The sequence below is a fragment of the Micromonospora sp. NPDC002411 genome (assembly GCF_053592955.1).
In genome coordinates this window covers 1-23,010 of sequence record NZ_JBSFBM010000066.1, presented here as the reverse complement: position 1 = coordinate 23,010, position 23,010 = coordinate 1, and the positions used below count along the sequence as shown (strand labels likewise).

At 70.8% G+C, this 23,010-nt stretch carries 18 protein-coding genes; 10 read left to right on the top strand and 8 right to left on the bottom strand.

The genetic code is table 11. The annotated features are described in order from the left end of the window. Positions 1–155: 155 nt before the first annotated feature. Entirely contained in the window at positions 156–2,246 is a 2,091-nt protein-coding gene (gene tmk / locus ACWCO3_RS11100) for a dTMP kinase (protein ID WP_280116522.1), read from the bottom strand. A gap of 317 nt (positions 2,247–2,563) precedes the next feature. Between tmk and ACWCO3_RS11095 the strand changes: the two genes are divergently transcribed. Beyond that, the gene (locus ACWCO3_RS11095) at positions 2,564–3,772 is read left to right on the top strand and encodes an amino acid deaminase/aldolase (protein ID WP_354876597.1); all 1,209 of its coding nucleotides are present in this window, start codon (positions 2,564–2,566) and stop codon (positions 3,770–3,772) included. Between the two features lie 32 nt (positions 3,773–3,804). Here ACWCO3_RS11095 and ACWCO3_RS11090 read toward each other — a convergent pair whose 3' ends face one another. Beyond that, the gene (locus ACWCO3_RS11090) at positions 3,805–4,401 is read right to left on the bottom strand and encodes a TetR/AcrR family transcriptional regulator (RefSeq protein WP_357839425.1); all 597 of its coding nucleotides are present in this window, start codon (positions 4,399–4,401) and stop codon (positions 3,805–3,807) included. Between the two features lie 226 nt (positions 4,402–4,627). Between ACWCO3_RS11090 and ACWCO3_RS11085 the strand changes: the two genes are divergently transcribed. After that, complete coding sequence (locus ACWCO3_RS11085; protein ID WP_450009658.1) at positions 4,628–5,944, top strand: D-arabinono-1,4-lactone oxidase; 1,317 nt, start codon at positions 4,628–4,630, stop codon at positions 5,942–5,944. A gap of 12 nt (positions 5,945–5,956) precedes the next feature. Here the strand turns inward: ACWCO3_RS11085 and ACWCO3_RS11080 are convergent, their stop codons facing one another. The 6 genes from ACWCO3_RS11080 to ACWCO3_RS11055 form a co-directional block, all read right to left on the bottom strand. Next, complete coding sequence (locus tag ACWCO3_RS11080; RefSeq protein WP_450009657.1) at positions 5,957–7,057, bottom strand: GDSL-type esterase/lipase family protein; 1,101 nt, start codon at positions 7,055–7,057, stop codon at positions 5,957–5,959. Between the two features lie 37 nt (positions 7,058–7,094). Next, positions 7,095–7,394, bottom strand: coding sequence for an antibiotic biosynthesis monooxygenase (locus tag ACWCO3_RS11075; RefSeq protein ID WP_450009655.1), 300 nt, complete (start codon positions 7,392–7,394; stop codon positions 7,095–7,097). A gap of 6 nt (positions 7,395–7,400) precedes the next feature. Further along, positions 7,401–8,024 (bottom strand): TetR/AcrR family transcriptional regulator, encoded by a 624-nt coding sequence (locus ACWCO3_RS11070; protein ID WP_450009653.1) that lies wholly within the window; start codon positions 8,022–8,024, stop codon positions 7,401–7,403. A gap of 149 nt (positions 8,025–8,173) precedes the next feature. After that, positions 8,174–11,023, bottom strand: coding sequence for a type I DNA topoisomerase (topA, locus tag ACWCO3_RS11065; protein WP_145785964.1), 2,850 nt, complete (start codon positions 11,021–11,023; stop codon positions 8,174–8,176). A 400-nt stretch (positions 11,024–11,423) separates the two neighbouring features. After that, a complete protein-coding gene (locus ACWCO3_RS11060; protein ID WP_450009651.1) occupies positions 11,424–12,152 on the bottom strand; it encodes a hypothetical protein in 729 nt (242 codons plus the stop codon). Beyond that, positions 12,143–12,685: a nucleoside/nucleotide kinase family protein gene (locus tag ACWCO3_RS11055; protein WP_145785962.1), complete on the bottom strand. Its 543-nt coding sequence runs from the start codon at positions 12,683–12,685 to the stop codon at positions 12,143–12,145. The genes ACWCO3_RS11060 and ACWCO3_RS11055 overlap by 10 nt, the downstream gene beginning before the upstream one ends. A gap of 324 nt (positions 12,686–13,009) precedes the next feature. Between ACWCO3_RS11055 and ACWCO3_RS11050 the strand changes: the two genes are divergently transcribed. The 8 genes from ACWCO3_RS11050 to ACWCO3_RS11015 all read left to right on the top strand — a co-directional run. Next, positions 13,010–13,396, top strand: a complete 387-nt coding sequence (locus ACWCO3_RS11050; protein ID WP_450009649.1) for a hypothetical protein — start codon at positions 13,010–13,012, stop codon at positions 13,394–13,396. 225 nt (positions 13,397–13,621) lie between these two features. Then, positions 13,622–16,456 carry a Na+/H+ antiporter subunit A gene (locus ACWCO3_RS11045; RefSeq protein WP_450009647.1) on the top strand — a complete coding sequence of 945 codons (2,835 nt, stop codon included), beginning with the start codon at positions 13,622–13,624 and terminating at the stop codon, positions 16,454–16,456. Between the two features lie 117 nt (positions 16,457–16,573). Next, positions 16,574–17,053, top strand: coding sequence for a Na(+)/H(+) antiporter subunit C (locus ACWCO3_RS11040; RefSeq protein ID WP_145784966.1), 480 nt, complete (start codon positions 16,574–16,576; stop codon positions 17,051–17,053). Further along, complete coding sequence (locus tag ACWCO3_RS11035) at positions 17,053–18,558, top strand: Na+/H+ antiporter subunit D (protein WP_145784965.1); 1,506 nt, start codon at positions 17,053–17,055, stop codon at positions 18,556–18,558. Before ACWCO3_RS11040 ends, ACWCO3_RS11035 begins: the two co-directional genes overlap by 1 nt. Continuing rightward, a complete protein-coding gene (locus tag ACWCO3_RS11030) occupies positions 18,555–19,166 on the top strand; it encodes a Na+/H+ antiporter subunit E (RefSeq protein WP_145784964.1) in 612 nt (203 codons plus the stop codon). Before ACWCO3_RS11035 ends, ACWCO3_RS11030 begins: the two co-directional genes overlap by 4 nt. Beyond that, entirely contained in the window at positions 19,163–19,426 is a 264-nt protein-coding gene (locus ACWCO3_RS11025) for a monovalent cation/H+ antiporter complex subunit F (protein WP_145784963.1), read from the top strand. The genes ACWCO3_RS11030 and ACWCO3_RS11025 overlap by 4 nt, the downstream gene beginning before the upstream one ends. Continuing rightward, positions 19,426–19,755 (top strand): monovalent cation/H(+) antiporter subunit G, encoded by a 330-nt coding sequence (mnhG, locus tag ACWCO3_RS11020; RefSeq protein ID WP_088991858.1) that lies wholly within the window; start codon positions 19,426–19,428, stop codon positions 19,753–19,755. The genes ACWCO3_RS11025 and mnhG overlap by 1 nt, the downstream gene beginning before the upstream one ends. Positions 19,756–19,934: 179 nt before the next feature. Beyond that, positions 19,935–23,010, top strand: a 3,076-nt coding sequence (locus ACWCO3_RS11015) for a fibronectin type III domain-containing protein (protein WP_450009644.1), incomplete at its 3' end; no start/stop codon positions are given.

The window sequence follows — 23,010 nt, the reverse complement described above, 5'->3', positions numbered from 1 at the left end:
AGCCCGGGTGCGCCACCGCCGGCGCTCACCAGCTCACCGTCGGCGGCGAGGTAACGAACACCGAGCAGTTGGTCGCACGGGCTGCCGTGACGGTGCCCGGCGCAGTTCGGCCACCGCGTCGTCCTGACCGACCAGGTCGGCGAAGACGTCCGGCATCAGGTCTTGTGCTCCATCGTCACCAGCTCCGCGTCGGATAACTCGGGCTGCACCGAGGTGTCCGGGCCCTGCGCCGGCCGGGGGTGCACGATGCCGCCCGGGCTGCCGAGCATCTCCTCGACACGGCGGACCACCCGCCCGGTGATCTCGTCGGCCGGTCGGGACGCGTCGAGGACCAGGTAGCGCTTCGGGTCGGCGGCGGCGAGGTCGAGGAAGGCGTAGCGGACGCGCTCGTGGAAGGCGACCGACTCGGCCTCCAGCCGGTCGGTGCCGGCGTTGCGCGAGACGACCCGGGACAGGCCGGTGTGCGGTTCGACGTCCAGCAGCACCACCAGGTCGGGCTTGAGCCCACCGGTGGCCCAGGAGGAGAGCCAGGAGACCTCGTCGACGGGCAGCGTCCGGCCAGCACCCTGGTACGCCAGGGACGAGTCGACGTACCGGTCACTGATCACCACACCGCCCCGGACCAGCGCGGGCCGGACCACTGTGGCCACGTGGTGCGCGCGGTCGGCGGCGTAGAGCAGCGCCTCGGCCCGCGGCGAGGGGGCCTCGTCGCCGGAGGTGTCCAGCACCAGCGACCGGATCCGCTGACCGACAGCTGTCGCTCCCGGTTCCCGCGTGACCACCACGTCACGCCCCTGGCCGCGCAGCCGCTCGGCGAGCGCGGCGAGCTGGGTGGACTTGCCGGCGCCCTCGCCGCCCTCGAACACCACGAACAGCCCGGTGGAGACGAACGGCTCGGAGGGCATCAGCGGACGGCCCCGGATCGAGCCCCAGAGGTCGGCGAGGACGGGGACGCCCTTCTTGTCGTCCATCTGGCCGAACGCGCTGATCCCGGCGAAGATGCCGGCCGCACCGGCGGCGAGCAGCAGCAACCGGGTCGAGGAGATGGACACGCCCAGGTCGGCGATCTCCAGCTTGCGGGAGCCGCCGACGCCGACCAACACGCTGCTCAGCCCGATGGCCAGGATCAGCACCAGCCGGGTGCCGATCTGCACCACGGCGAAGACCCGGCCGCGCACCTCGTCGGCCACCTCGCCGCCCAGCAGCGTCGTGCCGGCCAGGAACGCCATCCCGGCACCGGCGCCGACCAGCACCGCACCGACGATCGCCATGGACAGGTGGATGGCGAAGGCGAGGGTCATCACGGCGGCGCTGGCGAGCACGATGCTCATGCCGAACCAGCGACGCCTGGACATCTCCTTGACGATCATCGGGCCGAGCCCGATGCCGAGCGCCAGACCGACGAAGATGGCACCGAAGAGCAGTGAGAACGCGGCGTCGCCAGCGCCCAGCGAGTTGGCGAAGAACTTGGCCGTGCCGACCACGATGCCGCCACCGGCGAACGCGCCGAAGATGCCCAGGACCAGGCCACGGACGAGCGGGGTCTGGCCGATGTACTTCCAGCCCTCGGAGAACTGCCGGAACATGCTCTGCTCGGCACGTTCGGCCTCACCGCGTTGCGCGTCACTGATCTCCTTGATCCCGAACGCCACCACAAGTGCCGTGGCGAGCCGGGAGAAGGAGTTGATCCAGAGCGCAAGCTGGGCCGGCTCGGCCCAGGAGGGTAGGTCGCCACCGACGGCACCACGGACGCCACGGTCGAGCACGGCGAGGCCGATGGCGGCGGCGACCGGGGTGAGGCCGTACGTGGTGATCAGGGTGAGCTGGTTGGCCGCCTCCAGCCGGGCGCGCGGGATCAGGTTGGGGACCGCGGCCTCCTTGGCCGGGATCCAGAGCAGGGTGAGCGACTCGATCAGGAACGTGGCGATCAGCGCCCAGCCGACCACCAGGCCGCCTGCGGCGCCGGTGAGGGCGTAGAGCGGAATGGAGGCGAAGAGCACGAAGCGCAGCAGGTCACAGATGACCATCGTCCAGCGCCTGTCGAACCGGTCGGCGAAGACGCCGGCCACCGGGCCGAGCACCAGCGCGGGCAGCAGCCGGATCGCGGTGACTCCACCGAACGCGGCACCCTGGGCGGTGCTGCCCTGCACCTGTGAGGCGGCGAAGAGAGCGGTGGCCAGCAGGCCGAGCCAGTCGCCGAAGGAGGCCGCGCCGAGCACGATCCAGAGCCGGCGGAACGGCTGGATGCGCAGAACTGACCGGATGGCGGCATAGCCGGACGGATCGACCTGACCGCCGCTGGGCTGATTGGCAGCGGCGTCGGACCGACCGCCGGAGCGCGACACGCCGGGCGACTCGCCGCTGTTCTGGCTTTCGATGGCCGTACCTCCACGTGCCGGCCCATAGCTGGGCGCCTCCGGTGGAACACTCTAGACCCGGTGGGGGGCCACCCCACCGGCGACATTCTCCTGCTCGCTGAGCCTAGGCCGCCGGAGCCACCGACCGCAGCCCGGACGTACGCGAGGGTATTTCGCATTCACCGTCGGACAGTTAGCGTGCACACGTGGCCATCGAAAGCGACAAACTTCGCGAGCGCCTTGATCGGGCGACCGCCCACCTCGACCCGCCCTACGCCGTGGTCGACCTCACCGCCTTCGACGCCAACTCGGCCGCCCTGGCCGAGTTGGCCGGCGGCAAACCGGTCCGCCTGGCCAGCAAGTCGGTGCGCAGCCGGGAGTTGATCAGTCGGGCCCTCTCCCGGCCCGGCTGGCAGGGCATCATGGCGTTCACAGTGCCCGAGGCGATCTGGCTGGTTCGTGCCGGTGTGAGCGACGACGTCCTGGTCGCGTACCCGAGCGCGGACCGGGCCGCGCTCGCCGAACTGGCCGGCGACCCGACCCTGGCCGCCGCGATCACCCTGATGATCGACGGCACCGGACAACTCGACCTGATCGACGCCGTCCGGGCCCCCGGGCAGCGCGCCGAGCTACGACTCTGCCTCGACCTGGACGCCTCCTGGCGGCCGATACGGGGGCGGGTGCACGTCGGCGTCCGCCGCTCACCGGTGCACAGCGCACGGGCGGCCGGCGCGCTCGCCGCCACCGTCGCCGGCCGCGCTGGCTTCCGGCTGGTCGGGCTCATGTCGTACGAAGCGCAGATCGCCGGCCTGGGCGACGCGCCGCCGGGGCAGACGCTGCTGGCCGGCGCGATCAGGCTGGCCCAGCGCGGGTCGTACCGCGAGTTGCTGGCCCGCCGAGGTGCGGCGGTGGCCGCGGTACGCGAGCACGCCGACCTGGAGTTCGTCAACGGTGGCGGCACCGGCAGCGTGGCGGCGACCAGCGCCGATCCCGCGGTAACCGAGGTCACCGCGGGATCGGGCCTGTACGGGCCGACGCTGTTCGACGCCTACCGCGCCTGGCGCCCCACCCCGGCGGCCTTCTTCGCCTGCGCGGTGGTCCGCCGGCCGACGCCGGAGCTGGCGACGGTGCTCGGTGGCGGCTGGATCGCCTCCGGTCCGGCCGCCGACAGCCGGCTACCTCGGCCATGGCTGCCGGCCGGGCTCAAGCTGGTCGGCACCGAGGGCGCCGGTGAGGTGCAGACCCCGCTGTCCGGCGCGGCGGCGGCCACCCTGCGCGTCGGCGACCGGGTGTGGTTCCGGCACGCCAAGGCCGGCGAGCTGTGTGAACGGGTCAACGACCTGCACCTGGTCGAGGGGGACACGGTAGTGGCGAGCGTGCCCACCTACCGGGGGGAGGGGCAGGCGTTCCTCTGAGCCGACGCCCGCCCCCGGGCCACGAGCACGGATCAGGCGGGCTGGGCCTGCTGGCCGACAGCGGGCCGACCGCTGTCCTCGCCGTCGACCTGCCGATGCAGGTACTCCCGGATCAGCGCCTTCGCCTCGATCAGCACCCGCTCGTCACCGTCGGACCTGCGCCGGAACGCGAGCTTGATCAGCGCGTCCGCCGCCTCGACCGCGATCTCCAGGACGAAGCGCAGCTTCGGTACGTCGGTGAGCCCGAAACGCTCGGTGAGCACCCGGGCCAACTGGTCGGCGATCACGCCGTTGTTGTCCCGCTGCTCGTCGAGCAGGTGCAGGTCGACCACGTCGCCGAAGTGCAGGGTACGGAAGCCGGGGACGGTGCGGTGCATGGTGATGTACTCGTCGATCCCGGCGTCGACGCCGTCCCACCAGTGGGTCATCTCGTCGGAGGCGAACCGCTCGTCGAGGCGCTGGAGGTAGGACTCCATCGTGCGCAGGGTCAACGCCTGCACGATCGCCCGCTTGTCCGGGAAGAACTGGTACACCGACCCGATCGCCACCTCGGCCCGCTCGGCGAGCAGGGTCGTGGTCAGCCCCTCGTACCCCACCTCGTCAACGAGTTCGGCGCAGGCATCCAACATGCGCTGTACCCGCGCGACACTTCGACCCTGCACCGGTACGCGGCGCAGCGGACCGGTCGTGGCGGCTGGTGTGGACACTCTGCGCCACCCCCCTTCGACGGATGAACATATCTCCACGTCACGAGTCCGTGACTACCGGTACAACGAGCGGATCGCGATTGCGGTATTTACCAGGTACAACGTTCCTGATATGAAGTCAGTTCATATTCATGAATGAGGAGCGCGCATGGTCGGCACCGCATCGCTCACCGCCACATGGTCCAACTGGGCCGGCAACCAGCGTGGCAGCGCCACCGCGATCCTGCGCCCCGGCTCGCCGACCGACGTCACAGAAGCCGTCCGGGACGCCGTCGCCACCGGTGGTCGGATCCGCGTGACGGGCAGCGGCCACTCGTTCACCGCCGTCGCACTCGCCGACGACCGCCGGATGGAACTGTCCGAGCTGGACACCCCCGTCAGCGTCGACGTCGCCCGCCGGCTGGTCACCGTACCGGCGGGAATGACACTGCACACGCTCAACAGCCTGCTCGCCCGGCACGGCCTCGCGCTGCCCAACCTCGGCGACATCGACGCGCAGACCGTCGCCGGGGCGATCTCCACGGGCACCCACGGCACCGGCGCCGGCTACGGGTGCCTCTCCACCTTCGTCGAGGCGATCACACTGGTCACCGGCACCGGCGAGGTGCTGCACTGCTCAGCCGACGAGAATCCCGACGTCCTCACCGCCGCCCGGGTGTCGCTCGGCGCGATCGGCGTACTGGTCGAGGTGACCCTGCGCTGCGTGGACGCCTTCGTCCTGCACGCCCACGAACGCCCGGCCGAGATGGCGGATGTGCTCGGCGAGCTGCCCGCGCTGATCGGCCGCCACGACCACGTCGAGTTCTACTGGTTCCCGTACACCTCTCGGGTCCAGGTCAAGGCCAACGACCGGGTACCCGCCAACGACCGGCCGCTGTCCCGTTGGCGCGGCTGGCTGGACGACGACTTCCTGTCCAACCGGGTCTTCGCCGGGGCCTGCCGCCTCGGCCGGGCCGTGCCCGCCCTCGCGCCGGGGATCAGCGCGGTCTCCGCCCGTGCCCTCACCGAACGCCGGTACACCGGCCGCTCCGACCGGGTGTTCTGCACCCCGCGCCGGGTCCGCTTCATGGAGATGGAGTACGGCCTGCCCCGCGAGGCACTGCCCGAGGCGCTCGCGGCGCTCCGGCGGATCGTCGACGGACTGCCGTTCAAGGTGCTCTTCCCGGTCGAGGTGCGCTTCACCGCCGCCGACGACATCTGGCTCTCCCACGGCTACGGGCGGGACAACGCCTACATCGCCGTGCACCAGTACGTCGGCATGCCGTACGAGCCGTACTTCCGGGCCTTCGAGCAGGTGGCCGCCGGGCTGGGCGGCCGACCGCACTGGGGCAAGATGCACTACCGCGACGCCGCGTCGCTGGCCGCGGCGTACCCCCGCTTCGCCGACTTCCAGGCCGTCCGCGATCGCCTGGACCCGAACCGCGTCTTCACCAACCCCCACCTGACCCACGTCCTCGGCGCGTAACGGGTTGCCCTGCTAGAGCGCGAGGTCGTCCAGGTTGACGGCACCGGCCATGGCTTCGGCGCCCCTGTCGTTCAGGTGCATGCCGTCGCCGCTGTCCAGCGCGGGGTGAATGTGGTCGAGGGCGTGCGGGTTCGCGACGGCGCGCGCCACGTCGAAGACGGCGTCGAAGGTGTCGGTGGTGCGGATCCACTCGTTCACCTCACGCCGGATCGCGAGACCCTCCGGCGTGCTGATCTCGGGGCCCGCACCCGCGAAGGGACCGATGGTGGCGGCGAGGATCTTCAGGCCGGCGCCGTGGGCGCGGTCGGCCAGCGCGCGGAAGCCGTCGACCAGGTCACCGGCGGTGACCGGAGGTTCACCCAGCATGCCGGGTAGACCCAGGTCGTTGATGCCGAAGTGGACCAGGACGTGGGTCACCGCCGGTATCGAGAGGACGTCCCGGTCGAAGCGTGCCAACCCGTGTTCGCCGACCGTGTCGCGCAGGAGCCGATTACCGGCGATGCCCTGGTTGACGACCCACCCGCGCTTCAGCCGTCGGTTGAGGACGTCGACCGAGCGGCGGTTGGCGCTGGTCGTGGTGCCGACTCCCTCGAACCAGGAGTCACCGAAGGCCACGCCGACGGCGGTGTCAGGCGGGACGAGCACGTCGACGCCCGAGATGTAGAACCGGGCTTCGACCTGCTCCGTCCACCCTGGTTGAGGAGTCGTGACCTGGTTGCCGTCGGCTACTCGGGTGAGTTCCGCCGGCTTGTGGGAGTGGGTGGCCAGGTCGGTCCGCTCCGGGAGGTAGAGGCTCACGACCAGGTCCGCGCCGGCGGCCACGGGAGCGCTGACCGGGTCCGTGACGGCCTCCCCGCCCGCCGGGATGACACGGCGCGCGGCACCGTCGAAGGTGAGTGCCACGGGCCGGTCACCGACCACGACAGTGGCGGCACCGATGGTCAACGGGGTACGCCCATAGCGGTTCGTCAGGCGTACGCGAAGGGCCTCCCCACCGCCGGCCAGGTGCAGCACCTGACGAACGGTCTGGTCGGCGAAGCTACGGGGTTCGCTGAACTGGAGCCGCTCGTACGGGCTGATCACGGCGGTGCGGAATCCGGCTGTCCAGATCATGGTCGTTCCGTTCTCCGGTCGTGCGACGCCGCGCGCATCAGGCACCCGTCGCTTCGGTTGTGGTGCCCTCCTCGACGCTGATCACCGACTCGATCAGGGAGAAGAAGGTCTGGATACCCGACCGGTCCGCGCCCCGGCGTCGCGATTCGGCGAAGTCTTCGGAGGAAACCCAGAAGACGATGTCGAGCCATTCGTCGGCCGACAACCGGACCAGTCGCGCTTCGAGGAAGCCTGCGCGGTCGGCCTCGAAGTCGCGCAGCATCGCCGGCCGTGCGGCCAGAAGAGCCTCGGCGCGCTCGGCGGGCACACGGAAACGGGTGATCTCGACGGTGGTCATCGTTCCTCAACTCTCGGTGCGGGGCTCTTCGCCGTTGACGCCCAGCATCAGCCTGAGCTGGGCCAGGAGGACTGTCCGGAAATCAGTGGGTGTCGGCGCGGGATGGTGCTGGACGCGGGAGACGATCAGACCGGCCAGAGCCGAGAGCAGGAGATCGGTCACCGCTTCGGCGTCGTGGGCCAACGTGAAGTGACCCCGGCTCACGCCCTCCCGCACGGCGGCCAGGAATGGTGCCCGGTAGCGGGCCCACACCTGGGCGCTGTGGTCGCGAAGCTCGTCGTCACGCATCGCGGCCCGCCAGAACTCGACGAGGATCTGCCGGGTGCTCTCCGAGTTGTGCAGACTCCGGTCCACGAGCGCGACGAGCCGTCGCCACGGATCGGCTTCGGCGGCGGACACCGCTCGCAGGGCGTCCACCTCCCGGTCGGTGAACACCTGCATCGCCTCGATGACCATGTCCTCGCGCGATCCGAAGTAGGTCTGCAAGGTGCTGATCGCGACACCGCCGGCCGAGGACACGTCAGCGAAGCGGGTGTTCTCGTAGCCGCGTGTGGCGAGCACGTCGGCCACCGCGTCGAGGACTGCGGCCCGCTTCTCCCCGCCCGCACGCCTCTTCCGAATTGACGGCATGGCCATACGGTACGGCGGTACCGGTGAAACAGCGAAAGTCTCCACGGCGACCGTGACACGGAACACCGGATGACGCAGATCTTGGACAGTTTCCGTCTCGGCGGAACGGAAACTGTCCAAGATCTACAGCGAACCAGGGTGGCGCCGACCTACTCGGTGCTGGTCGCAGCCTTACGCGGGGCGGCCTTCTTGGCCGGGGCCTTCTTGGCCGTCGTCGCCTTCGCGGTGGTGGTCTTCTTCGCGGCGGTCGACTTGCTGGCGGCGGCCGTCTTCTTCGTGGCCGCCGTCTTCTTCGCCGCGGTGGCCTTCTTCGCCGGGGCCTTCTTCGCCGCCGCCTTCTTCCGCGGCGCCGGACCCTTGGCCCGCTTCTCGGCGAGCATCTCGGAGGCTTCCTCGAGGGTCAGCGCCTCCGGCGTCTGCCCGCGTCGCAGCGACGCGTTGAACTCCCCGTCGGTGACGTACGGACCGAAGCGACCGTCCTTGATCACCAGCGGCTTCTCGGTCGCCGGGTCGACGCCCATCTCACGCAGCGGCGGCGCGGCGGCCCGCCGGCCACGGGTCTTCGGAGCGGCCAGCAGGGCCAGCGCCTCGTCCAGGCTGACAGTGAACATCTGCTCTTCGGACTCCAGCGAACGGAACTCCTCGCCCCGCTTGACGTACGGGCCGTAGCGACCGTTGTTGGCGAAGACCTCGACGCCGTCCGGCGCGACACCGATCAACCGGGGCAGGCTGAGCAGCTTGAGTGCCTGCTCCAGGGTCAGCGAGTCCGGTGTCTGCGTACGCAGCAGGGACGACTTGCGCTCGCCGCTGGACACGTACGGGCCGAACCGGCCGGACTTGAGCACGATCGGCTCCCCGGTGGCCGGGTCGTCGCCGAGCTTGCGCTCGCCGCCGCCGCCGAGGAACAGCTCGTGGACCTTCTCCGGGGTCAGCTCGTCCGGGGCGAGACCCTCGGGGATCGGCGCGCGGTCGCCCTGGGCACCGCCCTCCTCACCCTCGGCAGCAGGTGCCGGCTGCTCGCCGCCGGGCAACTCCCGTTGCAGGTACGGCCCGTACCGGCCGACCCGGACGACGACCTCGCGGCCGTCGTCGTCGGTGAAGAGCGGGATGGAGTTGACGCTACGGGCGTCGATGTCGCTGAGATTCTCGGTGACCAGCTTCTTGAGCCCACCGGAGCGGGCGATGTCCTGGTCACCGGCACCGTTGGAGCTGCCGAAGTAGAACGCGGTGAGGAAGTCGACAGCCGCGTGGTCACCGCCGGCGATCTCGTCCAGCTCGTTCTCCATCGAGGCGGTGAAGTCGTAGTCGATGAGGCGGGGGTAGTGCCGCTCCATCAACCCGATCACCGCGAAGGCCAGGAAGGTCGGGATCATCGCCTGGCCGCGCTTGGTGACGTACCCCCGGTCCTGGATCGTCTGCATGATCGACGCGTAGGTGGACGGGCGGCCGATGCCCAGCTCTTCCAGGGCCTTGACCAGCGACGCCTCCGTGTAGCGCGACGGCGGCTGGGTGTGGTGACCCTGCGCGGCCAACTGGTCGGCGGTCAGCGGCTGGTCCTTGACCAGGTTGGGCAGGCGGCGCTCGGCGTCCTCGGCCTCGGCGTTCTCGTCGTCACTGGACTCGACGTACGCGCGCAGGAAGCCCGGGTCGGTGATCGTCTTACCGGTCGCCCCGAAGTCGGCTTCCTCCTGGGAGGTGGAGACCGCCCGGATGCGCACCGAGACACTGGAACCGACAGCGTCGGTCATCTGCGAGGCGATCGTCCGCCGCCAGATCAGCTCGTAGAGCTTGAACTCCTCGGCCGACAACTCCTTGGCGACCTCGCCCGGGGTGCGGAAGTTGTCCCCCGCCGGGCGGATCGCCTCGTGCGCCTCCTGCGCGTTCTTCACCTTGCCGGTGTAGCGACGCGGCTCCGGCGGCACGCTGCGCTCGCCGTACAGCTCGACGATCTGCCGGCGGGCCGCCGAGATGGCGGTCTCCGACAGGTTCACCGAGTCGGTACGCATATAGGTGATGTAGCCGTTCTCGTACAGCCGCTGGGCGGTGCGCATCGTCTGCTGCGACGACAGGCGCAGCTTGCGGGCCGCCTCCTGCTGGAGGGTCGAGGTGATGAACGGCGCGTACGGGCGGCGACGGTAGGGCTTCTCCTCGACCCGGGTGACAGTGAACGGCCGCCCCTCCAGTCGGGCCGCCAGCCCACGAGCGCCGCCCTCGTCGAGGTGCACGACGCCCGCGCCGGGCTTCACCTTGCCGGTGGTCGGCTCGAAGTCCTTACCGGTGGCGATCCGGTCGCCGTTCAACGCGATCAGGGTGGCGTTGAAGGCGCGCGGGCCCTCGCCGGCGTCGGCCACGGCGAGGGTGGCCAGGATGTCCCAGTATTCGGCGGTGCGGAACGCCATCCGCTGCCGCTCCCGCTCGACCACGATGCGGGTCGCCACGGACTGCACCCGGCCGGCCGAGAGCTTCGGCATGACCTTCTTCCACAGCACCGGGGAGACCTCGTAGCCGTAGAGCCGGTCGAGGATCCGCCGTGCCTCCTGGGCGTCGACCAGGTCGCGGTCGATCTCCCGGGGGTTGGCGACGGCCGCCTGGATCGCCGGCTTGGTGATCTCGTGGAAGACCATCCGCTTGACCGGGACCTTGGGCTTGAGCGTCTCGACCAGGTGCCAGGCGATCGCCTCGCCCTCGCGGTCCTCATCCGTCGCCAGGAAGATCTCGTCGACCTCCTTGGCCAGCTTCACCAGCTTGCTGATCTGCTGCTTGCGGTCGGCGGAGACGACGTAGAGCGCGTGGAAGCCGTTGTCCACGTCCACCCCGAGCCGGGCCCAGGGCTCACCCTTGTACTTGGCCGGCACGTCGGCGGCGTTACGCGGCAGGTCGCGGACGTGACCGAAGCTGGCCTCCACGACGTACCCCGGGCCAAGGTAGCCCGAGATCGTCTTGGCCTTCGCCGGTGACTCGACGATGACCAGACGGGTGGTTCCAGCGTTGCTAGGCACGTCTCTCCCCGACCTCACTCCTGCTCGTGGCCTGCCGGCGCCCGGGCAGCGACCGCTTTCGACCCCGCCGTCGCACCGACGGTCCGGATGTCCAACGTAACGCGCCGCCCACGTTTCGGGTTTCGGGGGCGGTAAACCGCTTCGGCACTGCCGGACGGCGCCACCGTACACCGTGGGTAGGGCTCCGAGAGGGTCACCGTGACGATCCCGGGCCCTCAAGCAAGGTCCAACCCGCCCGTTCCCGCCCGGATTCCCCGGCCCAATGTCCAACACCAGACACCCGGCCGCCGCCCCGAACCCTGGTCGATCATGGACTTGTGGTGGGCGTTTTAGCCCTCAACGAGCAGTAGGTCCCCACGACAACTCCATGATCGACGCGTTGAGGGGGGTGCGGGGGTGGTTAGGGGCGCGTGGGGAGCCAGGCGGTGGGGGGCGCTGCGCGCGGTGGCGCGCCGACCAACTCGGCTAGCCGGGCCAACCGGCGGCGGCCGGTGATCCGGTACGCCGGGCCGCCCTCCCCCGGGCCGAGCAGCTCCCCCGCCAGCCCCGCCGCGGCGAGCGCGACGCCGATCGGCTCCCAGCACTCCTGCTCGTCGGCGCCCAGCCACAACAGGAAGCCGTCGGGAGGCTCCGGCGTACCGGCGGCGGCGAGCCACAGCCGCAACCTCCGGCCGGTCAGGTGGAAGGTGGCCGGCGGGCGCTTCGTCGAACCGTGCAGCCAGGCGACCGCGAGCGGCTTCAGGACCCGGGTGTACGACGTGCGGACGGCGTGCCGCTCGCCCTCGGTCGGCTCCCAGCTCGCCGCCAACCCCCGTGCCGCCAGCTCGGCGACGAGCACGTGCACCCGCCACGCGGCGTCCACCTGCACCGAGAGACGGGCGGTACCACCCATCCGGACCACCTCGCCCGGCCCGGCGAGCAACCCGGCCAGGTCGGCGACCGCAGGTTCGGCTGCCTCAGCGCCGAAGAAGACAAGTTGCCGGCCGGCTTCGTCACCCTGGGAGGAAGGACCGTTGCGGGCCGGGCCGCCGCGCCGTCGTGCGGGTGTGGGCGCGTCCGCCTCGGGCGCGGGGAACAGCGCCGGGGGCGGTTCCGCCTTCGGAGTGTCACCGAACCCGCTCAGCGACACTCCGGCACCTCGTCGAAGGCCTGTTTCAACTCCTCGGAGTTGAGCTTGCTGGTGTCCAGCGCGCTGGCGTCGTACTCCTTGTTGAGGGTCTCCACCGCGGCCCGCACGCCGTCGTAGAAGACGGTCGGCTCGCCGGTGCCCAGCCCGTCGATGGTGTCCCGGGCGCGGCCGTAGGCGTCCCGCATCTTCCCCAGCGAGCTGCGGAAACCCGCCGAGATCGCCTCGCCGTTGTCGGTCTCCGGGATGCCCGCCTGCTCCACCTTGCGGCGTGCGGCCTCGCTGGCCTGCGCCGCCCCGCCGAAGAGCCGCACCAGGTTCTCCTTGGCCTGTGCCGGTGTGGTCTGCGCGGTCATCTGCTCGTCCGTGCTGCTGGTCAGCTTGCTGATCTCGGACCGCCACGGGGTGAGCGCACCGCAGACCGATGCCGCCCACGCACGTGGGCTGGGCCCGCCGCCGCAACCGGCGAGTACGACGACGATCGTGGCCAGGACCACCGTGAACCTTCCGGCGGCAGACGCCCGGCACGTACGCATGCGTTGCAGCGTACGGCCTTCGGCGACGGACCGCCAGGCGCCGGTCTGGGCGGCAGTGGGCGCGGCGAAGGCCGCGTCGAACCAGGCACGGGTGGCCGGACCGAACCCGGCGAGCACCGTGCCGGCGTCTGCGTCTGCCCCGGTCACCGGTCCATCGTGCCCCGCCGGTACGACATCCACGAGCGACCCGACGCGGAATGTGCCCGACTAAGGTAAAAAGCGTGGAACGTGCGCTTAATACGTTAAGTCTCACTTAACTGCTTGCTTCTAAGGAGCAACATAAAGTAACTTCACTCGCAACGCGAACCGGGGTGAGGGGATTTGATGGCCGGCGAGCAGCGCACCGTCGAACCGGGCACCGACGTGCTGATTCGCAAGGTTGACAGCCATCTTGCCGCGCTCCGTGGCGGTCTGCACGGCCCCGAGCTGGAGCTCGCCGAACGCCTCGCCCGCTGCCTACGGGAGCTGGTCCGCTGCACCGCCCAGGCGAGCGCCGCCGATCGCGGCCAGGTCCGCGTCGCCGTCCACTACTTCGTGCTGCGTCGGGAGAGCCGTGGTCGATTGCTCTCGGTGCGGTCGCTGGCCGCGGCGGAGCGGGTCGTCGACCGGGTCGCCCGCCAACTCGGCCGCCTGGACCTGCTGGCCGAGCTTCACCGCGACTGCCCCGCCCCGGACGACACCAAGCCGCTCAACAGCGCCCTCCTGCACTGACCCCCGACCCCTCCCACCGTCGGGTCGATCATGGAGTTGTGGTGGGTGACAAAGCCTCTCTTTCTCGATCGAAATGGGCACCACGGCTCCATGATCGACGCGGAGCTGGGTGGGTGGGCTGCGGACGAATTCCGGCAAAACCGCCCGAAGGGCGAGGAACTGTCGTCTGATCGCTGCTAGGCGCCACCGCTGCACGGGCGTCGGCCACCTCGATCGGGAGCGCAGGTGCTGGTACTGCTCGTCCTCCACCTCGCGGCGGCTCTCGCCGCACCGCTGCTCGTCCGGTGGTGGGGTTCCAGCGCGTGCTATCCGCTGGCGCTGGCGCCGGCCGCCGCGTTCTGCTGGGCGGTGGCCCGCACCCCGGATGTCGCCGACGGCGGGGCGGTGGTCGAGACGTACCCGTGGATCCAGCAGTTGGGTCTGGACATCGCGCTACGTCTCACCACGCTGTCCTGGCTGATGACACTGCTGATCGGCGGCGTCGGCGCGCTGGTCCTGGTCTACAGCGCCCGCTACTTCAGCACCGGCTCCACCGGGATGGCGCAGTTCGCCGGCGTCCTGGTGGCCTTCGCCGGTGCGATGCTCGTCCTGGTCTTCGCCGACGACCTGCTGCTGCTCTACGTCGGTTGGGAGCTGACCACGATCTTCTCGTACCTGCTGATCGGGCACAGCACCGAACGGCGGTCCAGCCGGTGGGCGGCGGCGCAGGCCTTGACAGTCACCACGCTGGGCGGGCTCGCCATGCTGGTCGGGTTCATCATGCTGGGCGAGCACGCCGGCACCTACCGGTGGTCGGAGATCACCTCCCACGCACTGCCCGGCGGCGGGTACCTGGTCGGGGCCGTGCTGCTGATCCTGACCGGCGCGCTGTCCAAGTCGGCGGTACTGCCGTTCAACTCCTGGCTACCGGTCGCGATGGCGGCCCCCACGCCGGTCAGCGCGTACCTGCACGCCGCCGCGATGGTCAAGGGCGGTGTCTACCTGGTCGGGCTGCTCGCGCCGGTGCTCGCCACGGTCGGCCCGTGGCGGCCGGTGGTGCAGGTCGCCGGCGTGGCGACAATGCTCGTCGGCGGTTGGGCGGCGCTGCGGCAGACCGATCTGAAGCTGCTTCTGGCGTACGGGACGGTCAGTCAGCTCGGTCTGCTGATCGCGGTCACCGGGTCGGGTACCCCGGACGCGGCCCTGGCCGGCGTGGCGATGCTGCTGGCGCACGCGCTGTTCAAGGCGGCGTTGTTCCTGGTCGTCGGCATCATCGACCACGGCGCCGGCACCCGTGACCTGCGCGAGTTGACCGGGCTGCGGCGCTGGTCCCGGCCGCTGTTCGTGGTAGCGGTGCTGGCTGCGGCGTCGATGGCCGGTGTGCCGCCGCTGGTCGGCTTCGTGTCCAAGGAGGCGGTGTTCGCGGCGTTCACCGATCAGCCGGTGCTCCTCACCGGTCTGGTCGCCGGGACGGTGCTCACCGTCGCGTACAGCGCACGCTTCCTCTGGGGCGCGTTCGCCGACCGGCCGGGCGTGGAGCCGGTCCGACCGGGACCGGTCGCCGCGTCGATGCTGGTCCCGCCGGCGGTGCTCGCCGGGGTAGGTCTGCTCGCCGGTCCGGCCGCGAGGGTGCTGGACGACCTGCTGCGTCCGTACGCCGATCTGCTCGGTGGGGTGGACGCGCACCTGGCGCTCTGGTCCGGGCCGACGCCGGCGCTCGGTCTGTCAGTGGTGGCGCTCGTCGGTGGTGGCCTGCTCTTCGCCCTGCGCGGCCCGTTCGCCCCGGTGCTGGCCCGGCTGCGCGCGCCGGTGAGCGGCAACCAGGGGTACGAGTGGACCGTGGGCCGGTTCGACCGGCTGGCCATCGAGGTCACCGGCGCGACCCAGCGTGGCTCCCTGCCGCAGTATCTGGGCATCATCCTGGTCGCCCTGGTGCTGGTGCCCGGTACGGCGATGCTCTCCGCCGGCCCGTGGCGGGCGCGGATCCCGCTCTGGGACAGCCCGCTGCAACCGGTGGTGGTCGTGGTGATCGCGGTCGCCGCGGTGCTGGCGGTGGGGGCCCGTCGCCGCCTGACCGCGATGCTGCTGGTGGGGATGACCGGCTACGGCACCGCGATGCTGTTCGTCCTGCACGGGGCGCCCGACCTGGCGCTCACCCAGTTCCTGGTGGAGACCGCGACGATCGCGGTCTTCGTGCTGGTGCTGCGTCGGCTGCCGGAGCGGTTCTCGGCCCGCCCGTTGCGCCGCACCCGCTGGATCCGTCGGGTGATCGGGGTGGCGGTGGGTGTGGTGGCCGCCGGGCTGGCCCTCACCGCCGCCGGTGCCCGCCGGGCACCGGACATCTCCGCTGCCTTCCCGGACCTGGCGGTGGTCCAGGGGTACGGCCGCAACGTGGTCAACGTGACCCTTGTCGACATTCGGGCCTGGGACACCATGGGGGAGTTGGCGGTGCTGGTGGTGGCCGCGACCGGGGTGGCCAGCCTGATTTTCGAGCGGTCCCGCACCGGGCCGCGACCGCGCCGCCCGGAGTCGGACCAGCGGCTGAGCGAGTCCGGCCGGTCGGTGTGGCTGCGCGGTGGCCCCACCCTCTACGAGGAGCGCCGCTCGATCGTGCTGGAGGTGGTCATCCGGCTGATCTTCCACACCGTTGTGCTGTTCTCCCTCTTCCTGCTCTTCTCCGGGCACAACGCGCCGGGCGGTGGTTTCGCCGGCGGTCTGGTGGCGGGTCTCGCCCTGGTGGTGCGCTATCTGGCCGGTGGCCGGTACGAGCTGACCGAGGCTGCTCCGATCGGCGCCGGCCCGATCCTCGGTTTCGGGCTGGCCGTGTCGGCCGGCAGTGGGGTGGTGGCGTTGCTGGCCGGTGGCGCGGTGCTGGAGAGCGCCAAGCTCGACCAGGCCCTGCCGCTGATCGGCGACACCCACCTGGTGACGTCGCTCTTCTTCGACATCGGCGTGTACCTGGTCGTGATCGGGTTGGTGCTGGACATCCTGCGCAGCCTCGGCGCGGAGGTGGACCGGCACATCGAGGCCACCGGGGAGGCACCCGGTGGCCTGGCCGTCGACAAGGGGGACCGGCCGTGAGCGCGAGGAGTGAGCCGGTGTTGCGAGCCCCGCAGTCGCGAACAAAGGTGGCACGGTGAGCGCGAGGAGTGAGCCGGTGTTGCGAGCCCCGCAGTCGCGAACAAAGGTGGCACGGCCATGACCGCGAGCGACGCTGGGCCGACGTTGGTGCTGGTGCTGGCCGTCGCGGTGCTGTTCGGGTGCGGGGTGATCCTGTTGTTGGAGCGCAGCCTGACCCGGATCCTGCTGGGTGTGATCCTGCTCGGCAACGGGGTGAACCTGTTGATCCTGCTGGGTGGGCGGTCGGGCGGGGCGCCGATCGTCGGCACCGGGCCGGTGGATCGGATGAGCGATCCGCTGCCGCAGGCGATGGTGTTGACCTCCATCGTGATCACCTTCGGGTTCACCGCGTTCCTGCTCGCTGTGGCGTACCGGAGTTGGTATCTCTCCGGTGACGACGAGGTGCCCGACGACCTGGAGGATCGGCAGATCATTCGCCGGGCCGGGCGCAACGAGGTGGGTGCCGTCGACCACGGCGGCGAGGGGCCGAACGGTGACCCGGAGCAGGTCGATCCGGAGCCTGCCCGTCGTCGGCTGCGGCGCGGGGACGAGGCGTGATGGGCGCGTTGGTGCCGTTGCCGGTGGTGGTGCCGCTGTTCGGTGCGGCGTTGACACTGCTGCTGGCCGGGTGGCCCCGAATTCAGCGCGCGATCAGTGTGCTCTGCCTCGGCGGCACGCTCGTGGTGGCGTTGTTGCTGCTGATCCAGGCGTACCGGCACGGGCCGGTGGTGGTGGCGGTTGGCGGTTGGCCGGCGCCGGTCGGCATCGTGCTGGTCGCCGACCAGTTGGCAGCGCTGATGGTGGTGGTGTCGTCGGCGGTGACCCTCTGCGTGCTGCTGTACTCGATCGGTCAGGGTCGCAGTGAGACCAGCGAGTCCACGCCGGTGTCGATCTTCCACCCGACGTACCTGGTGCTCACCGCGGGCGTGACCAACGCGTTCCTGGCCGGTGACCTGTTCAACCTCTTCGTCGGCTTCGAGATCCTGCTGGCCGCGAGCTTCGTGCTGATCACGTTGGGCGGCACCGAGACCCGGATCCGGACCGGGTCGACGTACGTGGTGGTCAGCATCCTCTCCTCGATGATGTTCCTGACGGCGGTGGGCCTGGTGTACGCGGCCACCGGCACGCTCAATCTCGCCCAGCTCGCCCACCGCCTCGACGACCTGCCCGACGGGGTCCGGCTGGCCCTGGAGTTGACGTTGCTGCTGGCCTTCGCGATCAAGGCGGCGGTCTTCCCGTTGTCGGCCTGGCTGCCGGACAGCTACCCCACCGCGCCGGCTCCGGTCACCGCCGTCTTCGCGGGTCTGCTCACCAAGGTGGGCGTGTACGCGATCATCCGCACCGAGACGTTGCTGTTCCCCGGTGGGCAGGCGGACACGCTGCTGATGGTCGTCGCCGGGCTGACCATGGTGGTCGGCATCCTCGGTGCGGTGGCCCAGTCCGACCTGAAGCGGCTCTTCTCGTTCACCCTGGTCAGCCACATCGGTTACATGATCTTCGGGGTGGCGTTGAGCACCGCCGCCGGGCTCTCCGGCGCGATCTTCTACGTGGTGCACCACATCACCATCCAGACCACGCTGTTCCTGGTCGCCGGTCTGGTCGAGGAGCGCGCCGGCAGCACCGACCTGCGCCGGATCGGCGGGCTGGCCCGGGTGGCTCCGCTGCTCGGTGTGCTGTTCTTCGTCCCCGCCATGAACCTCGCCGGGGTGCCGCCGTTCTCCGGGTTCCTCGGCAAGCTCGGTCTGCTCCAGGCCGGGGTGGCGGCCGGTGGGCCGCTGCCCGGGGTGCTGGTGGCCGCCGGCACCGTGACCAGCCTGCTCACCCTCTACGTGGCGTCCCGGGTGTGGAACATCGCCTTTTGGCGCGCGCCCCGGCTGGCCACCGGTGAGCCCGTCGTCCAGCTGCCGAAGCTGATGGTCGGGGCCACCGTGGCCCTGGTCGCCCTCGGGCTGGCGTTGACAGTGCTGGCCGGTCCGCTCTTCGACGTCACCGCCGACGCGGCGGCCGACCTGCGCCTGCGTACCCCGTACGTGCGTGCCGTGCTCCCCGGCGGTGAGCCGTGACCGGCTCCACCGGGGCCGGCCCGGACGCCTCTGGCCCGAGGGTGTCCGGACGCGGCCGGCTCGGGCGCTGGCGGGACCAGGTGGTGGCGCTCGGGTGGTTGGTGCTGGTCTGGAACCTGCTCTGGGGGGACGTCAACTGGGCGAACCTGGTCGGCGGCCTGCTGGTGGGCGGCGCGGTGCTGGTCTTCTACCCGCTGCCGGCGGTGAGCTTCGGTGGCCGGCTGCGGCCGGGCGCGCTGCTGGTGTTCGCCGGCCGGTTCGTCGTCGAGCTGGTCACCGCGAGCCTGCACGTCGCCCGGATCGCCGTGCAGCCCGGCTACCGGCCGCGTGGGGCGATCATCGGGGTCCGGTTGCGGGTGTCCAGCGACCTGAACCTGGCGCTCACCGCGGAGGCGGTCTCGCTGGTGCCGGGCACGCTGATCCTCGAAGTGGACCGGGACGCCGGCACGCTCTACCTGCACGTGCTGGACACCCACCGGCCGGCGGACCTGGACGTGGCCCGGGAACGCACCCTCACCATCGAACGACGGATCATCCGCGCGGTGGGCTCCGCCGCCGAACTGCGCCTCGTCGAGACCGGTTCATCCGAGAAGGGAACCCGCCCGTGACCACGTTCCTGGCCGTCGTCCTCACCGCTCTGTTGTCGGTGACGGCGGTGCTCGCGCTGCTTCGCCTCTACCGCGGCCCGTCCCTGGTGGACCGGGTGATCGCCGCGGACATGCTGCTGGCCACGATGGTCGGCGCGGTGGGCGCCGAGGCGGCGGTCAACCGGCACGCCACCACACTGCCGGTGCTCGTCGTGCTCTCCCTGCTCGGTTTCGTGGGCTCGGTGTCGCTGGTCCGCTTCGCGGTCCGGGAGCAGCGGTGATCGCGACGATCGCGGACTGGCTCGGCGCGTTCTGCCTGGTGGCCGGCGCGTTGCTCGGCCTGGCCGCCGCGATCGGTGTGCTGCGCTTCCCGGACGCGCTGTCCCGGATGCACGCGGCCACCAAGCCGCAGGTGCTCGGGGTGCTCCTGTTGCTGCTGGGCATCGGGTTGCGGCTGCGGTCACCGGCGGATCTGGGCATGATCCTGCTGGTGGCGGTCTTCCAGTTGGCGACCGCGCCGGTGGCGGCCCAGATGATCGGGCGTGCCGCGTACCGGTCGGGGCGGCTCGACCGCAGTCTCCTCGACGCCGACGAGCTGGCCGACCGGTGACCTGACCCGGCCGCCCGGACCCAGCCGGCGGTGTGGTCACCAGGCCGACCGTGCCCTGGGATTAGCACACACTCCTGTTCCATCTCTAGATGTACACGTATCTATCGCATCGCCCGAACGTCTCTTGCTGCTTCGAATCGACCGCTGTGACGATGTGCGCCTCACAACGGGAGACACAAATGAAGAGACATACGCGGGCCCGGACCCGTGTCGCTGTCGCACTCGTCGGTGCGGTGACCCTCGGCCTGCTGGTCGGCGTGCCCCCCGGGCCCGCCGCCGCCGCCCTGCCCGCGGGCGGGATGACGGCCGCCGCACTCAACACCGAATTCAACTCGTACGGCGACACCGGCGGCAAGTGGACGAGTGGAGACAGCACCGTCTCGATCCCGCTGCCGGACGGCCGTAACGCCTGGCTCTTCTCGGACAGCCTGATCGGCACCGTCAACGCGGACCACACTCTGCCGAAGAACACCCCGATGGTGAACAACTCCATCGTGGTGCAGGACGGATCCGACCTGGTCCAGACACTGCACGGCGGCACGGCCGCCGCACCCGCCTCGCTCGTCCGCCCGACCGACGGCAGCGCCGACAAGTACTGGGTCGGCGACGGCACTGTCGAGAGTGGCGTGCTGCGGGTGGTCTACCAGCGGATGAAGACGACGGGCACCGGGCCGCTGGACTTCGCCCAACTGGACAGCGCCGTGGTCACCTTCGACCTGCCGGCGCTCACCGTGCGGAGCATCGTGGACCGGGGCTACGGCAACAGGATCGCCTGGGGTTCAGCGGTGCTCGAGGACGGCGCGTACACCTACATCTACGGGGCCGAATCCGTCGGCCAGATGCGCTTCGCCCACGTCGCCCGGGTGCCGGCCGGCGGACTCTCCGGTGCCTGGCAGTTCTGGACCGGCAGCGGATGGTCCACGGCCCAGGGCGATTCCGCTCGGGTGCTGTCCGGCGTTGGCGCGGGTTTCGGCATGCAGAAGGTGGGCAGCAACTACGTACTGGTCACCCAGGAGAACAACCTGACCTTCTCGGCCGACTTCGTGGCCTACACCGCCAGCTCGCCCACCGGGCCCTTCGCCGGCCCGGTGCCGTTGTTCACCGCCCCGGAACCGGCCACCATCCCCGGCAGCATCGTGTACGACTCCCGTGTGCACCCGGAGTTGGCACGCGCCGGGAAGCTGTTGGTGTCGTACAACGTCAACAGTCTCGTCGCGGACGCCGTCTACGGCGACGTGAGCACCTACCGGCCCCGGTTCGTCGAGGTCGACTGGCCCCGGCCCACGCCCGATCCGGCCGCGGTGCCCGCCGCGCCCACCGCCCTGACGGCGCAGGCCGACAGTAGCGGCGCCGTCAGCCTGCGCTGGCAGGCACCCGCCGGCACGGGCCTGACGTACGAGGTCCACCAGCGGGACGTGACGGCGGGGCAGACCCACTTCGCGCGGGTCTCCACCGCGATCACCGGGAACTCCACCGAGCTGAGTGTGTTCTACGAGACCGGCCACACCTACGAGTTCCGGGTCGCGGCCCGCAACACCGCCGGGGCCGGACCGCTCTCCGCCGCCGCCACGGTGACCGTCACCATCGGAGTGCCAACGGCGCCGACCGGTCTGGTGGCGGCCGCCGCCGACGGCGGTGTCATCACGCTCAACTGGAACACCGTTCCGCACGTCTGGCGCTACGAGGTCTACCGGCGTGACGTCACCGCCGGCGAGACCGAGGCCAGCCGGCAGTGGGACTCCTCCCCGCAGGACACCACCCTCTCGATGAACGGCCTGGAGAACGGCCATCAGTACGCGTTCCAGGTGGTGGCCGTGCACGGCGGCGGCGAGTCGCCACGGTCGGTCGAGGTGACCGCGACAGCGTTCCACAGCAGACCGCCGACGCCCACCGGGCTGACCGCCGCCACCCAGGCCACCGGCGACATCAAACTCCAGTGGACGCACGCCAACAGCACCGACTGGTTCTACGTCTACCAACGCGACGTGACCGCCGGCGAGACGGACTTCACCAGGCTGGAGTGGCCGGTCGACACCTGCTGCACGATGACCGCAGGCGGCCTGGCGAACGGGCACACCTACGAGTACAAGGTCACCGCCCTCGGCAAGGGCGGCGAGTCGGTGCAGTCCAACGTGGCGACGGCGACGGCGCAGCGACCCCTTCCGGCCACTCCCACCGCCCTGGCCGCGGCCGCGCAGCCGGACGGCAGCATCAAGCTCACCTGGCAGCAGTCGCAGCCGGATGTCTGGTTCCAGGTGTACCAGCGCGACGCGACCGCCGGCGAGGCGGACTTCACCAAGCTGGAGTGGCCGGTGACCGCCTGCTGCACGATGACCGCCGGCGGTCTGGTCGACGGGCACACCTACGAGTACAAGGTCAGCGCGCTCGGTGCCGCCGGTGAGTCACCGGCGTCCGCCGTTGCCTCCGCGACCGCGGACGTCGCGGCGCCCGCCGCTCCGACCAACCTGCGGGCCACGGCCGGAGACGGCCAGGCGGTGCTGACCTGGGACGGTGCTGCCGACAACTGGCACCTGGTGTACCTGCGGGACGTGACCGCCGGCGAGACGGAGTTCAGCCAGCTCGAGTTCCCGGTCACCACCTGTTGCACGATGACGGCCGGCTATCTCACCAACGGCCATCGCTACGAGTTCAAGGTGAGCGCCAACGGGTCGGGTGGGGAGAGCACAGCGAGCAACGTCGTCGCGGTGACGCCGACGGCTCCGCTGCCAGCGGCCCCCAGCGGACTGACCGCGACGGCCCAGGCCGACGGCACCATCAAGCTGGCCTGGACGGCTCCCGCCCCGGATCTGTGGTACCAGGTCTACCAGCGGGACGTGACCGCCGGGGACGCCGCTTTCACCAAGCTCGCCACCCCGGTCACCAGCTGCTGCACGATGACCGCCGGCTACCTCACCAACGGCCACTCGTACGAGTACAAGATCGCCGCGATCAACTCTGGTGGTGAGGGCCCGACCGGAAACGTGGTGTCCGCGACGAGCAGCCAGCCCCGTCCGGCCGCGCCGACCAACCTGCGCGGTCAACCGGCCGGGTCCGGCACCATCGAGTTGAACTGGGACGCCCCGGCGCCCGGGCTCCTGTACTGGGTCTACCAGCGCGATGTCACCGCGGGGCAGGCCACCTTCACCAAGTCCTCCCTGCCCAGCAGCACGTCGTCGATCAGCGCGCGCGGGTCGTCGGGCGCGATGACCGGCAGTTCGGCACCGGCCTCCGGGTCGCCCACCCGGGTCACGATCT